The sequence below is a fragment of the Pseudoalteromonas sp. S2755 genome (assembly GCF_005886535.1).
Lineage (GTDB): Bacteria > Pseudomonadota > Gammaproteobacteria > Enterobacterales > Alteromonadaceae > Pseudoalteromonas.
In genome coordinates, this window is record NZ_PNDS01000137.1 from 1 (window position 1) to 18,837 (window position 18,837).

General features: G+C 42.7%; 17 protein-coding genes and 1 riboswitch. Of the genes, 9 read left to right on the top strand and 8 right to left on the bottom strand.

The features are described from left to right. Positions 1-50 precede the first annotated feature (50 nt). From CWC03_RS19450 to CWC03_RS19460, 3 genes are all read left to right on the top strand, one after another. The gene (locus tag CWC03_RS19450) at positions 51-875 is read left to right on the top strand and encodes a pirin family protein (RefSeq protein ID WP_249314084.1); all 825 of its coding nucleotides are present in this window, start codon (positions 51-53) and stop codon (positions 873-875) included. Between the two features lie 9 nt (positions 876-884). Continuing rightward, positions 885-1,868, top strand: a complete 984-nt coding sequence (locus CWC03_RS19455; RefSeq protein WP_138583286.1) for a glutathione S-transferase family protein — start codon at positions 885-887, stop codon at positions 1,866-1,868. Between the two features lie 165 nt (positions 1,869-2,033). Next, positions 2,034-5,432: an ATP-binding protein gene (locus tag CWC03_RS19460; RefSeq protein ID WP_138583287.1), complete on the top strand. Its 3,399-nt coding sequence runs from the start codon at positions 2,034-2,036 to the stop codon at positions 5,430-5,432. A gap of 42 nt (positions 5,433-5,474) precedes the next feature. Here the strand turns inward: CWC03_RS19460 and CWC03_RS19465 are convergent, their stop codons facing one another. Further along, positions 5,475-6,050 carry a DJ-1/PfpI family protein gene (locus CWC03_RS19465; protein ID WP_138583288.1) on the bottom strand — a complete coding sequence of 192 codons (576 nt, stop codon included), beginning with the start codon at positions 6,048-6,050 and terminating at the stop codon, positions 5,475-5,477. A gap of 238 nt (positions 6,051-6,288) precedes the next feature. Between CWC03_RS19465 and CWC03_RS19470 the strand changes: the two genes are divergently transcribed. Then, the gene (locus CWC03_RS19470) at positions 6,289-8,454 is read left to right on the top strand and encodes a M3 family metallopeptidase (RefSeq protein ID WP_138583289.1); all 2,166 of its coding nucleotides are present in this window, start codon (positions 6,289-6,291) and stop codon (positions 8,452-8,454) included. A gap of 352 nt (positions 8,455-8,806) precedes the next feature. Here CWC03_RS19470 and CWC03_RS19475 read toward each other — a convergent pair whose 3' ends face one another. The 4 genes from CWC03_RS19475 to CWC03_RS19490 form a co-directional block, all read right to left on the bottom strand. Beyond that, a complete protein-coding gene (locus tag CWC03_RS19475) occupies positions 8,807-9,370 on the bottom strand; it encodes a manganese efflux pump MntP (RefSeq protein WP_138583290.1) in 564 nt (187 codons plus the stop codon). A gap of 7 nt (positions 9,371-9,377) precedes the next feature. Then, positions 9,378-9,548, bottom strand: a riboswitch (yybP-ykoY riboswitch). 71 nt (positions 9,549-9,619) lie between these two features. Further along, a complete protein-coding gene (locus tag CWC03_RS19480; RefSeq protein WP_138583291.1) occupies positions 9,620-10,339 on the bottom strand; it encodes a nitrilase-related carbon-nitrogen hydrolase in 720 nt (239 codons plus the stop codon). A gap of 7 nt (positions 10,340-10,346) precedes the next feature. Next, positions 10,347-10,949, bottom strand: coding sequence for an alpha-ketoglutarate-dependent dioxygenase AlkB (locus CWC03_RS19485; protein ID WP_138583292.1), 603 nt, complete (start codon positions 10,947-10,949; stop codon positions 10,347-10,349). 47 nt (positions 10,950-10,996) lie between these two features. Further along, complete coding sequence (locus CWC03_RS19490; RefSeq protein WP_249314085.1) at positions 10,997-11,260, bottom strand: ATP-binding protein; 264 nt, start codon at positions 11,258-11,260, stop codon at positions 10,997-10,999. On the opposite strand from CWC03_RS19490, the gene CWC03_RS23535 reads away from it, so the two are divergent. Further along, a complete protein-coding gene (locus CWC03_RS23535) occupies positions 11,252-11,407 on the top strand; it encodes a hypothetical protein (RefSeq protein WP_171040288.1) in 156 nt (51 codons plus the stop codon). The genes CWC03_RS19490 and CWC03_RS23535 overlap by 9 nt on opposite strands. Before the next feature lie 109 nt (positions 11,408-11,516). Here CWC03_RS23535 and CWC03_RS19495 read toward each other — a convergent pair whose 3' ends face one another. Beyond that, positions 11,517-12,440: a GGDEF domain-containing response regulator gene (locus tag CWC03_RS19495; protein ID WP_138583293.1), complete on the bottom strand. Its 924-nt coding sequence runs from the start codon at positions 12,438-12,440 to the stop codon at positions 11,517-11,519. A gap of 259 nt (positions 12,441-12,699) precedes the next feature. Between CWC03_RS19495 and CWC03_RS19500 the strand changes: the two genes are divergently transcribed. Genes CWC03_RS19500 through CWC03_RS19510 form a run of 3 tightly spaced genes read left to right on the top strand, consistent with a single transcriptional unit; the run spans position 12,700 to position 15,973 of the window. Beyond that, positions 12,700-13,797, top strand: coding sequence for a sensor histidine kinase (locus tag CWC03_RS19500; protein ID WP_138583294.1), 1,098 nt, complete (start codon positions 12,700-12,702; stop codon positions 13,795-13,797). Between the two features lie 11 nt (positions 13,798-13,808). Then, complete coding sequence (locus CWC03_RS19505; protein ID WP_138583295.1) at positions 13,809-14,228, top strand: response regulator; 420 nt, start codon at positions 13,809-13,811, stop codon at positions 14,226-14,228. An 11-nt stretch (positions 14,229-14,239) separates the two neighbouring features. Further along, on the top strand, positions 14,240-15,973 hold the full coding sequence (locus CWC03_RS19510) for an EAL domain-containing response regulator (RefSeq protein ID WP_138583296.1): 1,734 nt from the start codon (positions 14,240-14,242) through the stop codon (positions 15,971-15,973). A gap of 44 nt (positions 15,974-16,017) precedes the next feature. Here the strand turns inward: CWC03_RS19510 and CWC03_RS19515 are convergent, their stop codons facing one another. Beyond that, positions 16,018-17,478, bottom strand: coding sequence for a dihydrolipoyl dehydrogenase (locus CWC03_RS19515; protein ID WP_138583297.1), 1,461 nt, complete (start codon positions 17,476-17,478; stop codon positions 16,018-16,020). Positions 17,479-17,610: 132 nt separating this feature from the next. After that, positions 17,611-18,339, bottom strand: a complete 729-nt coding sequence (locus tag CWC03_RS19520) for a glutathione peroxidase (RefSeq protein WP_138583298.1) — start codon at positions 18,337-18,339, stop codon at positions 17,611-17,613. A gap of 186 nt (positions 18,340-18,525) precedes the next feature. Here CWC03_RS19520 and CWC03_RS19525 point away from each other — a divergent pair, with 186 nt between their 5' ends. Further along, a complete protein-coding gene (locus CWC03_RS19525; protein ID WP_249314086.1) occupies positions 18,526-18,720 on the top strand; it encodes a DinB family protein in 195 nt (64 codons plus the stop codon). The last annotated feature ends 117 nt before the right edge of the window (positions 18,721-18,837 follow it).

The window sequence follows — 18,837 nt, forward strand, 5'->3', positions numbered from 1 at the left end:
GATGACCTATGGGTTCACCTGAGGGCGCTTTGTTCATTGTTGCTCAACTTTTGCCTAGATTACTAGGCGGCAAGTCGAGCGTCGCGACCAAAACACACTCAGGAGAACAAAAGTCAAACAGCAAAGGTCAACAGGCCCTAGATCCTTATCTCATGATTGATGAATTAAAGTCAGATAATCGCAGTGACTTTATGGCTGGCTTCCCACCGCACCCACACCGAGGCATTGAAACCTTTACCTATATTCGTAAAGGCGGCTTTGAGCATAGAGATCAAATGGGTAATGTCAAAGCCATTCGCAGTGGAGATGTGCAGTGGATGAGTACCGGGCGTGGTGTGGTGCATTCAGAAATGCCGCTAAGTGACGCAGAGGGCATGCATGGCTTTCAAATTTGGTTAAATATGCCAGCAAAAGACAAAATGCGAGCGCCTAGATATCAAGATACAACTGAGCACCCTGCACCACAAAAAGCGATAGCAAAAGCAGGTTATTTCAAAGCACTGGCGGGCGCATGGCAAGTGGAGGGCGAAGTACTTACATCATCATTACAGTCTCTTGCAGGGGAGGGAGCACTTGCAGATGTGACCTTAACTGCGGGAAGTCAATTGCACCTTGAACTGGCTCAGTTCGGCAAGGTGATGATCTACATTCACTCGGGCAGATTTGAAAACCATGGGGAGCAAACGTTGCTTGAGCTTGACCCAAGTCAAAACCTCGCTCTCTTAGCGACGGATGATGTTGGCTTTTTGATCCTTGCAGGACAGCCAATTAATGAAAAAATAGCGCATATGGGACCATTTGTGATGAATACTCAACAGGAGCTTCATCAAGCGGTAAAAGATTATCAACAAGGACGCTTCGGCGACATTGTATAGGGGGTTTACATGGGATTATTAATCGAAGGTCAATGGCACGATAAGTGGTATGACACAAAAAGTAGCCAAGGCAAGTTTGAGCGTGAGTCTGCAAAGCTAAGAAATTGGGTAACAGCAGACGGCAGTGCGGGGCCAACGGGTAAAGCGGGCTTTAAAGCCGAGTCCGGACGTTACCATTTGTATGTTTCGCTTGCATGCCCTTGGGCTCATAGAACGCTCATTTTCCGAAAGCTTAAACAGCTAGAGGCGCATATCGACGTATCGATTGTTGACCCTGATATGTTGGACCAAGGGTGGCGCTTTACGAGTCAGCGTCCAGAAGTCGGTGATAGCTTGTATCAGCTCAGTTTTATGCATCAGCTGTATACGAAAAACGACCCAAATTATTCGGGTCGAGTCACGGTGCCAGTCCTTTGGGATAAACAAACGGAGCAAATCGTGAGCAACGAATCGAGTGAAATCATTCGTATGTTTAATCGTGCGTTTAACCAGATAACGGGAAACGATACCGATTATTACCCAGAGGCGCTACAGCATGAAATCGATGAAATAAATGAGTTTGTTTATCACAATATCAATAATGGTGTATACAAGGCCGGGTTTGCGACAACCCAAGATGCTTATCACAATGCGGTAAGCGCGTTATTTAACGCACTAGATAAGCTCGAAGCAAGGCTAGCTGCGCAACGTTATCTTGTAAAAGGTCAATTAACGGAAGCCGACTGGCGATTATTTACGACTCTCATCCGTTTCGACAGCGTGTATCATGGTCACTTCAAGTGCAACATTAAGCAAATCGAAAATTACCCCAATATTTCGGCGTATGTGCGTGACTTATATCAACATCAAGGTATTGCAGATACAGTTGATTTTTACCACATTAAAAGACACTACTACTTTAGCCATACGATGATCAATCCAACCCAAGTAGTACCAGAAGGGCCAAGCATTGATTATCACCGTTTTCATAATCGTAAAGGTATTTCGTTGTAAATGACCTGACTTATTATTCTGAGTCCATGCTAAGGAACCTTTGTCTTTGTGGCTATTTGAACTAGATTTAATAATGCGTTTGCTTGTAGCTGCCTGTTGTGCTTAAGTGCAAACGCATTTTAGGTCTTTATGCCTAACACTCAGGCCACTGTCCAAGGAGAAAATGTGTCTTCTTCCAATATTGCTAAGGGCGCTATTATACTGCTGCTTGCCGTGATGGTGAGCGCCATCTTATATTTTGAAAATAGTATCCATCGCGATCTTAACGAGAGTTTTTACCAACGGTTAGAGCAAGTTCATTTGGCGCAAAACAATATTTATTTGGGAGAGATTGATGATAACCGCCGGTTTCTTTATTTTCTGCTAGATACTCCGCCAATTCAGGGGATCGCCAGAGCGGAAAAAAACGATGGTATCGACCCTCAAGAAAACACTCCACTTGATGTTTGGCGGGCACGACTAAGCACGATTTTTAGGTCAATGTTATATTCGTATGATGGTCTTAACCAGATCCGCCTACTTGATGCCCATACAGGAGTTGAGATGGTTAGGGTCGAGCGACAGCTAGGGCAGGTTATCGCTGTACCTGATAGCAAATTACAGGATAAGAGCGAAAGTGATTATTTTATTCAAGCACTACAACTGCCAGAACGTACTATCTACTCTACAACTATTAACCTAAATCGCGAGCACGGACAAGTTGTCACGCCTTTTCAACCCACCAAACGCTTTACTCTACCGACTTACGATATAGATAACGACTTATTTGGTATATTGGTAATTAATACTAATGCTGAAAAGATGATTGAGAGAATTGTCTCTCAAGCGCCAAGTATGCAACAAGTGATACTTTTAGGTGCAGATGACTCTTTTATTTATCACCCAGAATTTTCGCTACGATACAGCAAAGACGTAAACCCCGAAGTCAACTTTCAAACATTATATCGCGTGACACCATGGTCCAGTAAAGTTCAGCTAGTGGAAGACAAGTCGACGGGAGAGCAATTTTTAGCGCTCATTAACAAGGTTGAAGGGGCTAACTTTAATAACCTAGAAGTTAAGCTCGTTAACCTTATCCCTTTTGCCGCTTATCAGCAGAGCCTCAATGAAAAACGGTTAACGACCTATGTTTTACTCGCTATTGCTTGCGGTGTATTTGCTCTAGTCTTTTTTGCGTTTTGGCAATATACGAGCAGTTTACGTGCGCTCGATTCAACGCGAGCGGAGTTTAAGGCGATTTTAGATGGCGCATCAGATGGCGTGCTTGGTTTCGATTTTAACCTTAAGTTGACGAGTTATAATGAAACTTCAAAACGGTTTTTTAAACAGCTAAATGATGGCCGAATTGGTTCTAGCGCGCGCTTATTACCAACCCCGATATATGAATTTATTAACTACAACTCAAACACAACTTTGCGTGGAGAATGTGTTAAGCCAAAAGAACTATTGCTAGAAGTTACAGAGCAAGATGGGCTTTGGATTTCTCTTAATTTATCACCCATATATGCAAGTAATGGGAGAGTTAAGGGGGTCGCGCTATTCGTTGAAGACATCACCGCTAAGAAAGAAGCGGAAGCACAGTTAGTTGGTGCAAATGAGCGACTGGAACAAGAGGTGAAGGATCGTACTAAAGAGCTGGTGGTCGCTCGGGATAAAGCAGCTAAAGCGTCGGAAGTGAAAAGTGCATTTATTTCCACTATCAGCCATGAAATGAGGACGCCCCTCAACGGTATTTTAGGGTCTCTAAACTTGGTGAGGAAAGAACCTGTTACTAAGCACCAACATAAGTACCTAGAAATGATGGAAACGAGCTCGACTACGCTCTTGTCGTTAATTAACGATGTACTGGACCTGTCGAAGATTGAAGCGGGCAAGCTGGATATTGATAATGAACCATTCAATCCGCTTTCTGTAATTGAACATGTCGCGCTTTCTATGTTGGCTAAAGCTAAGGAAAAGGGGATCACTTATATTCTAGACCAAACTGGTTTAGCGCATATTGAACTATGCGGTGATGCTGCGCGGGTTAAACAAATAATTTATAACCTCCTTAGTAACGCGATTAAATTTACCAAAAAAGGTCATGTGAAGTTGACCGTCATCACAGAACAGTTAGATGACACTGTATGGCTCAAAGTCACAGTTGAAGATACTGGGGTTGGAATTGAAAAGGCTAATCATAACAAGCTATTTCAATCGTTTAGTCAAGAATCTGCTAATACCTCAAACGAGTTTGGTGGTACAGGTCTTGGACTCTCTATTTGCAAGCAACTAGTTGAAAAAATGCTCGGCCATATTCATTTTGAAAGTGAAAAATTTAAAGGAAGTAAGTTTTGGTTTGAATTACCGTTTTCTAGTGCGCAAACTAAGCCGATCAACGTGCCTGAAGTGTTGGCAGGCAAAACTGTCTCCGTGTTTAGTAATACAACATTAGAGTCAAACACTATCGCGAAACTTATCGCTAAATGTGGTGGTAAGTACCTTGATAAAGAATTGCAGAGTGATATATGCATCATTACAAATGAGCAAGATTATATTCAAGTGAAATCGACTCAAAATCACTTTGAGAAACTTATTTTAGTGGGGGATGAGCTTCAAAATATTAACGATTCCGAGAACATAGTACACATCTCCGCACCTCTTCGAGTTGGAGAGTTTGTCGCGCTATTTGACTTAAATAAAGCATTTAGATTGCAACCTAGCTTGAAGAAGTCAGGTGAGACAGTCGCGTTAAACGGTAACTTGGTCGCAGGTTGTCACTTCTTGGTGGTAGACGACAATCAAATCAATCGGATTGTGGCTAAAGGCATTTTAGAAGGACAAGGGGCTAAGGTGAGTTTTGCCATTGATGGGCAAGATGCCGTGAATAAACTACTGCTATTTGAGCATCAAGAAGTTAACTTTGACGCTATTTTTATGGACTGCAATATGCCCGGAATGGATGGTTATCAGGCCACAAGGGCAATTCGTCAAGGTCAAGGTGGTGATAAGTATAAAGATGCAATCATTATTGCGATGACAGCCAGTGCGCTTGCGGGTGAAAAAGAACGTTGTTTAAACGCGGGAATGGATGAGTTTGTGACTAAACCCGTGGTCGTCGAACAGTTATTTGACGTGCTAGATGCGCTCGGTGTTCATGCTAAGGATGATGACTCTGTGCTTATTCATCCGTTCGAAAGCGAAGAAGAAAAACAAGCGAAACAGCCGATAAACGAAGCTAACGTGCTTGAACGGCTCTCTGGAGATGATGAGTTACTTAAACAGGTATACACTTTGTTTCTGAGTGACTCTGAAAATCAAATGCAACAGCTTGTATTGAGTATAAAAAATAGTAATTGTGACGCATCGGCAAAATACAGTCATGCACTTAAAGGTCAAGCTGGTGATTTAGCCGCAGAAGCACTCTTTGAGCTGCTCGATAAAATAGAGGCTTATGCGCGAGAACATCAAGCGGGGCAATGTAAATCGCATTTGGCACAGACGCAAAGTGAATACGATAAAGTCGTCGTGTTTGCGAAAAAACGTGTGAGTGAGTTAGAGCTTGCGGGTATTAGCAGTGACTAGAGCCTCGCATAGTAGAATTAATAATGGTGAGACTCTCCATTATTAATCCCTAGGCCAGTCGTAATCCATTTGCGTTGCTGTTTTCCTAGCAATAGATTGCCCAAAGCGTTTTTTCACCAGCTCTAAACTCATATCAATACCTGCCGAAATACCCGCTGAGCTAGTAAAATTTTGATCCATGATAAATCTTACATCTTCAACCACTTCCAAAGAGGGATATTGCTCTTTCAAATCGTCGATATCTTGCCAATGGGTGGTGACTCGCTTGCCATCAATGAGGCCTGCTTCGGCATATAAAAACACACCTGTACAAACGGATGCGCACTGAGAGGTATGATTGGCTGTTTCTGCAAGCCAATTAAGTACGTTGTGATCTCCGCAAATTTGGTGATGAAGTCCGCCGACTACGATGAGCAAATCAAACTTTGGATGCGAGTAGATACTGTAATGGGGGTTTACACTCATGCCGCCACGCGAGGTAACAGGAACATGACTTGGCGCAACAAGACTGACATTGATAGGCGTTTCGATAAATCGCTTTGCGGTGTTGAATACCTCAAACGGACCACAAAAATCTAAACACTCCGCACCGTCATAGATAAAAATACCAACTTCCATTATTTCTTCTCATAGATCAGTTTTTTACTAACTTGGCTGATTTTAGTTAAATTTTCAAGGTAAATTGTAACAACCCATGAAAAAACTCTACTCACTGTAGTGTTAGTGTCTTTAAGCTACTATGAACTCTAACATTTCTGCCCCATCGCAGAGAACCTTGTTTCTCCCGCAAAGCGATTGCACTTTTAGAGACGATCCGTAATATCTTACCCACGATAACAACAAGCGATGAAACAATATGTTCAAACCTTCCATCACATTATTGAGTGCAGCCGTATGTTTAGCCCTTGCGGGTTGTGCGGGCACTGCAGACCAAAGCCAAGAACCAGTAAAATTACTGCAAAGTAAGCAATATGATAACGTGCTTTTGCAGGAGTTTTCAGGTCCTTATCAAGGTGTTCCTCATTTTGACAAAATGAAGCTTGAAGATTTAGAAGCTGCGCTTGAAATTGGTATGGCTGATAATTTGAAAGAAATTGAAGCAATAGCCAATAATCCAGCTAAGCCAACTTTTGAGAATACCATTGTTGCACTAGAAAAAGCGGGTGCCGCTTTGGATCGCGTTTTTACCTACTATGGTCTTTGGAGTGCAAACATTTCAAGCCCAGAGTTTAGAGAAATCCAATCGCGAGTTGTGCCTAAGTTTTCAGAGTTCAGCTCTAAAATCACCCAAAATCAAGCGCTTTTTGAACGCGTAAAAGCCGTTTATGAAGGTGCAGAATATAAAAAGTTAACGGCAGAAGAGCAGCGTATCACTTGGATGCGTTATAACGGCTTTGCTCGTAATGGTGCGACGCTAAAAGGTGAAGACGCTAAGCGATACGCAGACATTAATCTTGAGCTATCAAAGCTACATACTAAGTTTGCAAATAACGTCCTTGCAGACGAAGAAAACTATGTGGTTTACCTCACTAAAGCGCAGTTGTCAGGTTTACCTGAGTCGTTTGTTGCATCGGCAGCAGCTGCTGCAAAAGCGCGCGGTAAGGCGAACATGTACGCGATCACCAACTCTCGCTCATCCATGGATCCATTTTTAACCTACTCAACAGAGCGTGAGTTACGCGAGAAAGTATGGAACAACTACTATAACCGTGGTAACAATGGTGGTGAGTACGACAACAAAGCGATTATCTCTGACATCTTAAAGTTGAGACATGAGCGCGTTAACTTATTAGGCTACGATAATTATGCGCAGTGGCGTCTCGAAGACCGCATGGCGAAAAAGCCTGAAAACGCGATGGCGCTGATGAAGAAAGTATGGCCAGCTGCAATTGCGCGTGTGAAAGAAGAAGTGGCTGACATGCAAGCGATCGCTGACAAAGAAGGCGCTGATATTACCATCAAGCCATGGGATTACCGTTTCTACGCCGAGAAGGTTCGCCAGGCTAAATATCAATTGGATTCTAACGAAGTTAAAGCCTATTTACAGCTAGACAATCTGCGCGAAGCAATGTTCTATGTTGCAGGCCGTTTGTTTAACTTTGAGTTCACCGAAGTGCCTAAGGGCTCAGTACCAGTGTTCCACCCTGACGTTCGTGTATGGGAAGTAACAGACAAAACCACTGGTGATAATATCGGTCTTTGGTACCTAGACCCATTCGCACGTAAAGGTAAACGCTCTGGTGCGTGGGCCATATCATATCGTAGCCATACAACATTTGATGGTAAAACAAATGTGCTTAGCTCAAACAACTCCAACTTTGTGAAAGCACCAGAAGGTGAAGCGACCTTAATTTCTTGGTCAGATGCAGAAACCTATTTCCACGAGTTTGGTCACGCGCTGCATGCGCTTTCTTCAAATGTGAAGTATCCAAGTTCAAACTCTGGTGTGCGCGACTACACTGAGTTCCAATCTCAGCTATTGGAGCGTTGGTTGGCAACGGACGAAGTGATCAATCGTTACTTGGTTCACTATAAAACAGGCAAACCTATGCCTAAAGCGCTAATCGAGAAAATCAAGAAGTCAGCAACCTTTAACCAAGGTTTCGCGACGACTGAATACCTTGGATCGGCTATCATGGATATGCTTTTCCATACCACAGATCCTGACAAGATTGGCGACCCTGTTGCATTCGAAAAGTCTCAGTTAGGTGCGCTCGGCATGCCGGATGAGGTAGTGATGCGCCATCGTACTACTCACTTTGGTCACGTATTCTCAGGTGAAGGTTATTCTGCGGGTTACTACGGTTACCTGTGGGCTGAGGTATTAACTTCTGATGCAGCAGAAGCGTTTGCTGAAGCGCCAGGTGGCTTCTACGACGAAGAAGTTGCGCAGCGTTTGGTGGATTACCTATTCTCAGTTCGCAACTCAATGGATCCAGCAGAAGCGTATCGCAAGTTTAGAGGTCGTGACGCTGAAGTTGAGGCGCTGATGCGTGATAGAGGCTTTCCGGTAGAGAAGTAAAAAGTTTACTCTGCTCTTCGGATAATAAAAACCCCTTGGCGTGATGCCAAGGGGTTTTGTTTTAGGGGGAGATAGATCCTTAGTACGAGTGTAGTTTGATATTGTCAGTCACTTTGCTATGGTAGTAGGTGTTCGCAAAACAACCAAAGGAGATTAGTTATGGCGAAGAAAAGCGATGTTAAAGCGCTTAAAAAAGAGCTCAAAGCGCGTAAAGCAAAGATTGAAAAGCATGAAGCGAAAATCAAAAAGTTGAAGAAAGCGATTAAAAAGGCTTAAAATCCATTAGCCCCAAGGTAAAGGGTTATAAGTAAGCGAGCGGTAAATATACCGCTCTTTTTTTTTGCGAGTCAGGTTAAATCGAAAGGTGGCTATATAGCAACCAAGTTCCCACACAGATTAAGATCATCCCACCAACGGCTTCAGCTCGACTACCTAGAAACTTTCCAGCCGAATGCCCGATCATCACACCAATTGATACCATCATGGTGGTGGCAAGGCCGATGAGCGCAGCGGCGAGCCATATATTCACATCAACAAATGCAAGACTGACACCGACAGCCATCGAATCAATACTAGTGCTAAATGCTGTGATAATGGTTTTGAACCAAGGCTGTTTTGCGTGTTGAGTTGATGCTTCGTCATCACCCTTAAGGCTCTCATAAATCATATGAGCGCCAAGTCCGAACAGTAAGATAAAGGCAATCCAGTGATCCCAAGCTTCGACATAGCCTGCAGCAGATTGTCCTATTAACCAGCCAATCAGCGGTGCACTGGCTTCAATAATTCCAAAAATAAGGCCGATTTTTATGGCTTGAGTAAGCCGAGGTGATTTTAGGCTGGCGCCTTTAGCGATTGCCGCAGCAAACGCATCGGTAGACATAGCGTATGCTAACAGTAGCAGGGTGACGAAATTCATTTACATTGCTCCGGTCAGGCGATTTGAGTCCACGATACATCCACACGCCCGACCACAGGCATGGATATATCGATGGTCTCGCCAACCGAGAGGTGTTCGCACCATGGCATTTTGGCCAATTATGTTGATACGAACTCTTCCGAGCATTGGAAGCAGGCTACTCCCCAACGAGTTGCGATAATATCAAGAATTGTAGTGGATGCAAAACCAAAATTGAGCCGCTCCTGACGGTGATAATTCTCGCTACCTTTATGACGAGGTAAAGCAGTCTATTTCGGTTGTGATAAGCTGCTCCTTTGAATCCCCAAGCATAAGTACTTCACCATCAGGGCTTACAAGAATGCTTTGGCCGATAAATTGAACTCCTGTTTCAGTAACGTGGTCCATACCAGTGCGATTTGATGAAATAATATGGACTTTATATTTCTTGGCTTGCTTTCTAATTGTATCAAGACTGTCTTCGCCACAATAATTTGAAGGGTTCACAATGAGCTGCACACCTTGCTTTGTAAGTTGGGTGAGTCCCTCTTCAAACCAGATGTCGTAACATAATAAAATACCCACTTTAACCCCCATTATTTCGTGCACTTTGAACGTATCACCGGCTTGAAAAAAGCGTTTGTCGGGTGGGGCTAAAAAAACCTTACGATGCACGCCGACAGCTCCTTCTGGCTTAACTATAACTGCACTATTAAAGTGATCACGACCAGCTTTTTCAATGATCCCTGCGATGATAGTTCCTTGTCGCTGCTGTGCTAAAGGTTGGAGTAGGCTGAGAGTCGTGCAATTAGGTAATTCCTCAGCCATCTCCTCCATATGAGTGTGATTAAGAAAGAGGCAACCTGAGGTACATAACTCGGGTAACACAATGAGATCAAAGTCTGCCTGTGATAATGCCTCGACTATGGTCGTTCGGTTGTATTGGGGGTCACCATATTTGACTGCAAATTGATAAAATCCTACTTTCATTTTTCACCTATGTTACGTTTGGCCAAGTAAACTGCCTAAAGGTCAGATTAAATCTAGCGCCAACCTCTTTAGGTGCGGGGGGGATGGCATGTTGGAATTGTGTTTGAAAGCCATTCCCCATAATAAATAACGAACCATCTTCTAGCTGCTGTTCAAATTGTTCATTGGGGTTTTCTTGATGACGAACTCGAAACAAGCGCTCGGCACCTAAGCTCAAAGAAGCGATAACATTAGTTGGCCCAAATGCGGACAGATCACTGTGAAAGTCCATGTACTCTTCACCATCTGGATAAAAAATACAGACACAGACACTAAATTCGATACCTATTTGAGTCTGTAATCGCTGCTGTATTGATGCAATTAAATCAGGCCATGCTTGGCGTCTACCATGATAGCTAGGAAACACCGCTGGATCTTCGAGCCTTGGCTCTACAAACATCATTTTCCAGGGGCTAATCTCTGTATTTCCGCCGTTAGGCAAGGTGATGATTTCAGGCTGAGATAAATCACAGTGCTTGATTAACCATTGATACAGTGAATGGCTTTCTGCCTTGGTAAGAAACGCTGGAATATACTCTGCCTCGGCGTTATCGATAAGTGGAAGTTTCATGACTAATTCCTTGTTGCTGCTATTTTTCTTTAACAAAAAGAAAAGCACTAAAGCAATACACTAAAGCAGCTCCCTTTTCCTACTTCAGAGGTTGCGCTGATCCGCCCTTTGTGGCGGTGGATAATCTGTTGGCTGAGTGCAAGTCCAATTCCTGAGCCATGAGGTTTTGTGGTAAAAAATGGTACGAATATTTTATCAAGTGCGCTGGGTTCTATTCCTTCCCCGTTATCAGCAACGTTGATTTCACATTTGCCGTAGCGATTAATCGTTGCTGATACAGTCACTATTTTTTCATGGTTGTTATGTTTCATGGCAACTTTGTCTATCGTATTGACCTTTCAATCGTGCCATTTTTAATTGCAGCAAGTTTAGCGTTTGCAATTGCTTGGCTAACGGTTGGCTCGTTAACGTTAGTTGCTGCACGAGCGCGGCCTGTAAAATCACTAAAATATGAGTAAAAGGAATAAACTCCTGCGGTGCTGTTATAGCAAAAGTAATTAACTGCGTTGAATTTACGTACCAGCTTACTGTTGATACGTAAATTCACCTTGCCTTTAGGAATAGCTACTAGATTGCCTCTCCAAACACTCGGTTTTTACCATTTTCTTTAGCTTCGTACAGCGCTTTGTCTGCTCTTTCTACTAACTCTTCAACTGGTTGATTGATATTATCCTCGTTAAGTGTAGCGACGCCTGCACTAACCGATACGGCTTTTAGTGGCGAAAGTTTATGTTCAATTGCGGTCTCGAAGAAAGTTTGTACAACTCTTTGCGCGATCTCTAAGGCGAAAGAATAGGGGGTATTAGGCAGTAAGATAGCAAACTCTTCACCGCCGTACCTGTACAGCGCATCCATAGGTCGACGAATATGATTTTTGGCGGTGTTTACAAAAACCTTCAAGACATCATCACCCATCAAATGACCATATTCATCGTTATAGAGTTTGAAATAGTCAACATCGAGCATCACAATGCTAAGCGGACTGTTTGAGCGCTTTGCACCACGATAATGGCGCTCCAAGTCAGTATCAAATAACCTGCGATTAAACGCTTCGGTAAGTCCGTCAACGTATGAATACTCTCTAAGTTGATCGGCTTGCTTTTTATACTTTAGGTGGGTGAGTACGCGATTAAACAGCGTGCGTGCCACTATTGGTTTACTGATGAAATCAACAGCTCCTGCATCCCAGCACATTTCTTGCTGATTTTCTTTAATGTTGGATGTCACAAATATGACGGGAATTCGGGCGGTTATTGGATCTTTTTGAAGCTCTGTACATGCTTCTATACCCGTTATCCCTTCTAACATCCAGTCCATTAGGATTAAGTCCGGCAATGCAAGTTTTACATATTCCATGGCCTTCTCAGCACTTTCAAAAGCAACTACTTTGCATATATCTTCTAAACATGCGCATAGCACCTTTTGAGTGAGTGGTGAGTCTTCTATTACTACTATGGTACAGTTGTTTAGTTCTGCTACGTCTTCAAACATGCTACTGCCTTGGTTTCTGTTGCAGGCTTAGTTACGTGCTATGTCTTTATGTTTAAAAAGTCAAAGTGTACTTATGTTGCTATTAACAGGATTAATATTAGATAAGTATAGCACTGTAAATAAAGCATCTGGCACAAATAATAGTGTAGACATTTTTGTGCTAAAGCACACTTGTTATTTAACATTTTCATTACTTTTATCTTGAATAATATCGTTTTCCAACTATAGATCTTATTACCTGTTCCCGATGTAAACTTCTATGACAGACTCAACCCAACTTGAGAAAGCAGACAGATTTATTGGTGATGATTCTCTTTCCGATTTAATTTTTGACAATATTCCGGACTACGCCTTTATCAAAGATGAGCAGCTTAGGATCGTAAAAGCGAACAGTGCTTTTCGCTCCATGTATCCGCCAGAAGCCAGAGAGAAAATTATTGGCTACACCACACTTGATTCTTATCAACCAGAAGAAGTGGAAGAATTTATTAAAGATGATAAAAAAGCCTTAGAAACAGGGTATGCAGAGTGTTTGGAAAGTATCAGTTTCCCAGATGGTGGCGTAAGAACATTATTTACTCGCAAAAAGCGATTCTATGATGCCAAAGGCGCAGCGTTTATTTTGGGGCTTTCCAGTGACGTGACCGAAAGAGAGCATCTTGTTGCTCAGTTAAAGCGCTCCAATGAAGCCTTAGACGAATTTGCTTATATTGCCTCTCACGATTTAAAAGCGCCACTCAATGCGATTTCTAAGTTGGTAACTTGGATTGATGAAGACTACGGCGATGAGTTACCCGAAGGCGCTAAGGAGAATTTTGATTTAATTCAGCAGCGTGTATCAAGAATGGGTAAGTTGCTCCATGACTTGCTGATTTACTCGCGGATAAATCGAAAGCATAGCGAAAACGAAACGTTTGAATTCAGCGAATTTACAAAAGAGATATATGACTCTATTGATATTGAGGCGAAGCTGAAATTGGAATGCACTTCTCTAATTGTAACCTTACCGAAAACGGCATTAGAAGTTGTCACCCGTAATTTAATTAGCAACTCGCTTAAACACCATGACTGTGAAAATGGCTCACTAATAATCCACGTTAAAGAAAGCGCTAAAGAGTATGAAATGCATTTTATTGACGATGGTCCAGGGATCCCACCTGAATATAGAGATAAAGTATTTGGAATGTTTCAAACGCTTAAACCTAGAGATCAACAAGAAGGTAGCGGTATGGGATTGGCAATCATTAAAAAAGTGCTCAATCATTATGGCGGTTCAGTTGATATTGTAGATAGTAATGTTGGCACTGAGTTTGTACTCAAGTGGCCAAAAGTAGATACCAGAGTTAACCCCAATTAGGGACTCAGTTTATGCAAAATAATGATATTACAGTGCTGGTCGTCGAGGATGATGACGTTGACTATATGACAGTAAAGCGCAGCTTTGCAAAGCGTAAGATAATGAACCCTATGGTACGGGCAATTGATGGCGTTGAAGCGTTAGAATTCTTACAAGCTAAGAAAATAGAGTATCCATTCATTGTTCTATTAGATTTAAAAATGCCTCGTATGGGTGGGCTTGAATTTTTAGCTCGGTTGAGAGAAGACCCTGAGCTAAAAGATACCGTTGTGTTCGTACTCACGACTTCGAAAGATGAAGATGATATTCATCATAGTTATGAAAAAAACGTAGCAGGATATTTTTTAAAAGAAGAAGCAAGCAACTCGATGATGAACCTTGTTGATATGTTGGATGGGTATTGGCGAATTGTTCAGTTTCCAACGAAATAATGAGGTTGTAGATGAATATATTGCTTGTTGACGATGATATAGTTGACCGAAAGATGATCCGCCGTTCTCTAGTGAAAGGCGGGATTGAACATCATTTGACAGAAGTTAGTACAGTAGAAGAAGGAATATTTGCGCTAGAAGAGCTTTGCTTTGACCTATTACTACTGGATTACAATATGCCGTCCAAAAATGGTTTGGACTTACTCATTGAGCTCAGGCGTGTTAACCATATTAAGGACTTAACCATAGTCATGATCAGCAATTCGCACTCTGAAGAGCTGGTTTTGAAATGTCTAGATTTAGGTGTACAGGACTTTTTACTCAAAGAGGAGGTCACTGCATCGCTTTTAAGCCGTTCTATTATTCAAGCTAGAAAACGTTTTGAGTTAGAAAGTCAGCTGCATAATAGCTACTTGCAAGTAAAGCAGATGGCCGAACGTGACTCACTGACGGGGTTGTATAATCGTTACTACTTCGAGGAGTCTTGCCAGCGGCTGATGCAAGCCGATAAAAAGCGCTATAAGTGTGTTGGGATCCTTGTCGTCGATATCGTCGATTTTAAAAAGATAAATGACCGCTTTGGCCATGAAATCGCCGATCAACTTTTACTTGAACTAGGAGCAAGCTTTAATAGGCATACCAAGCAAGAAGATATTGTCAGTCGCTTTGGAGGGGACGAGTTTGCTTGTTTGATGGTGACTTGTGATAACCCACTTCAAATTAAAATAGAAGCTGAAAAGCTTATTCGCTTGTTAAGTCGAAGTTATTCAATTTATGAGCTGGACATCTACTGCCAAGTAAGAATGGGAATTTCTCTTTATCCGCTCAATGGTAATAATGCTGATGATTTAATACGTTTTGCTGATATTGCACTATTTAGGGCTAAATCTTCCCAAAGTACAATGGCGTGTATTTTTGAAGATAATATGCAGACCGAGTTCCAGATGAAGTATAACGTGGAGCAAGATTTACGAGGCGCAATAGATAGGCAAGAGTTAGAGTTGGCATTTCAGCCAATTATCGATATTCAGCAGGCTAAAGTGGTGTCTCTAGAAGCGTTGATCCGGTGGCCTACGGCAAAATACACAAGCAATCCTCAAGAATTTATTGCGATAGCTGAAGAGTCGAAGCTCATCGAGCCTTTGGGAAAGTGGATTATTGAGCATGCGATCACCACATTAAAGCAGATACAGACAAAGTGCGGATATCCTATTCGTTTGGCAATAAACCTTTCACCATTACAGCTCGGAGACATTGCTCTGCCTGCGTTCATCAATGATTGTTTAAAGCAAGCAGATATGGACGGTACTTTATTTACGTTTGAGCTAACAGAAACAGCGCTTCTAAATGAAAATAAACGGGTAACATCAAGCCTAAGCCGCATAAAAGAGCTTGGCTGCAAGATTGCGCTAGATGATTTTGGAACGGGCTATTCTTCAATATCGCATTTGCTTAATTATCCAATTGATATTGTTAAAGTGGATAAATCGCTTACCGACAGAATTGAGGTAGACGATAGAGGGAAAAGGATATTTTTGGGTTTGATTGATATGCTTAAAAGCCTACAGTTGAGCATTGTTGTTGAAGGTGTTGAGAAATATCAGCAGTACTATGTTTGTAAAGAGGCAAAAGTAGATAAAATTCAGGGTTATTACTTTTCGAGCCCTGTTTCTGAAAAGTCCGTAGTGAAAACGATAAAAGCGGTAAATCGCGATCTTGCCAGAGAATTAAAAGCAATGCAGTAGAAAGATAAAGCCAGCAGTAGCGGCTGGCTTCTGTGATGTTTGTATTAAGCGCCAGGACCGCACTCCAAACAGTGTTTGATAATATCTGGGCCAAACTTCAAGTTTGCATTCAGGTTCCGCAGTGCCGTTCTTAGGCCTTCTTCTATCACTGGGTGGTAGAAAGGCATGTCGAGCATTTGTGGCACAGTCATCTTGTTTTGTAGCGCCCAAGCAAGTAAATGCGCCATATGCTCAGCAGCGGGGCCGACAAATTCGGCACCTAAGAATAACCCGGAGCCTTGCTCAGCGTAGACTCGCATATGGCCTTTGTTTTTTAACATCACGCGGCTGCGGCCTTGGTTTTCAAAGCTCACCTCTCCGATAGCAAAGCAGCCGCAATTGCCATATTGCTTTTCCAGCTCTTTATAACTTGCTCCAACCATCGCAATTTGTGGGTCGCTAAATACCGCCGCAAGCTTTGCACGGCGTAGTCCCACTCTCACATCAGGGAAGCGACCAGCATTTTCACCTGCAATCGTGCCCTGATCTGCGGCTTCATGTAGAAGCGGGATCTGGTTGCTGGCATCACCTGCAATAAAAATCGGGGCGTTACCTGAGCCATCAAGACATTGCATGGTATGTGGGTCGGCTAGCGGTACGCCTCGGTCATCAAGCTCTAGCGTGGTATTTTCTAGCCCTAAGTTATCAACATTGGGTACACGACCAGTGGCTGCCAACACATAGTCAAACTGCTCGGTTTGCGGTTTCCCTTGTTTGTCAATATAGGTAAGCTCGGCTTTGTCACCGGCCTGTTTCATATCTGATACTTTGGCATCTGTGTCGAGGTAAAACTCATCACTGAACACAGTGGTGGCATAGTCTTTGACGATTGGATCGGTTAGTGGACCAAGGCCACCGCCGACACCAAATACTTTGACCTTTACGCCAAGTCGGTGTAGCGCTTGACCTAGTTCTAAGCCAATCACACCGGGGCCAAATACGGCCACTGAGCCGGGCAAATCGTCCCAGTCAAAAACGTTATCGTTAATGACTAAGCGGTCGCCAAAATTATTAAAGACACCGGGGTAGCTAGGTCTTGAACCCGTAGCGATAACAAAACGTTTGGCTGTGATCTGCGTGTGGTCGTCCAACTGTACCGTATAGCTGTTGATAAATTTTGCACTGCCGCGTAGTTTATCCTGCAGAGGCAATTCGTCAACAGCTTCGACGACAAAGCCAACGAAGCGATCTCTCTCACGTTTGACCCTCGCCATAACCGCTTTACCGTCAATTTCAGCTGGTTTTACATTAATACCAAATTTAGATGCGACTTCAATTTGATGTACAGCTTCAGCTGCGGCAATCAGTAACTTGCTCGGCATGCAGCCAACCCGTGCGCACGTTGTGCCGTAAACGCCAGACTCAATCATCAGAACTTCTGAGGTATATTTTTTGGCATTTCTATAGGCGCTGAGACCCGCTGTTCCCGCACCAATCACGACTACGTCGGTGTCTATTTTTTTCATTTTTTGCTCCGAAATCAGAAAGTGTAAACCCCCATGACAGTCAGTTATTAGTCATTGTGTGTTGTTGTGTTGAGGGGGAACATTTTGACTTGGTGAGCAAGTTCACCAAGTCAAAATGTGGGGGATGAATGATTAAGCGAAATATTCAGCTAAATCGTCTGAGCCACCGATGTGTTTACCGCCGATAAATACTTGCGGCACGGTTTCGCGACCAGACAGCGCTTTTAGGCTGGTTAGCGATGCTTGTTGACCAAGTACCAGCTCTTCATATGCCAGTCCTTTTTCTTTTAGCAAGGCTTTGGCTTTTTCACAGAATGGACAGCCAATCTTGCTAATAATGGTAACCGGCTCTGGTTTGATTTGGCGTGGGTTAATGTACTCCAACATAGTATCTGCGTCTGATACTTCAAACGGGTCGCCAGGCTTTTCCGGTTCGATAAACATTTTGTCAATCACACCATCTTTTACCAGCATTGAATAACGCCAGCTGCGTTTGCCAAAACCTAAATCGTTTTTATCAACTAACATGCCCATGCCGTCAGTGAATTCGCCGTTACCGTCAGGTAGTAGTGTAATATTCTGCGCTTCTTGGTACTGTGCCCATGCGTTCATTACAAACGTATCATTAACGGATAAACACACGATTTCGTCGACACCATTTTGCTTAAATACGCTGGCAAGCTCGTTATAGCGCGGTAAGTGTGTTGACGAACATGTTGGTGTAAAGGCACCAGGCAAAGAAAATACAACTACAGTTTTGCCTTTAAAAATGTCATCGGTGGTGACGTGCTTCCACTCTTCATTTTCTCTAATTGGGAATGTAACCTGTGGTACGCGTTGACCTTCAATACTCTTTAACATTTTGCTTTCCTTCTTAAGTTGATGTAGCCATTATGCCGTGCGCATTTTGATTTGTATAATTGATAGTTAAGATTAAAGCGTTCAATAAAATTGATTGTTTTCAACTTCAAATATTTGTATTTTTTAACCTAGCCAATGCCGCTAAGTTGAGATTAGTCAATTTTTACGGGAGTAGGGAATATTTAGATGAAAGCAAACTTTGAATTAATGGCGGATTACAATCGCTGGATGAACGAAAGATTATATGAAGCTGTTTCGGGATTGAACGTCACGGAATTACACCAAGATCGAGGGGCTTTTTTTGGCTCCATCATGGGGTCGTTAAACCATATTCTTGTTGCCGATATTATTTGGCTTAAGCGCTATACAAAGCATATGTAGTGGCATAGTTAATTTGGCCACCCATTAAGAAAGAAATGTTATGCTATTTGCATACAAATTTGGGTGAAAAGATGACGAAATTAAAACGCGCAACGTATTCTGCTGCAATCTAATTAT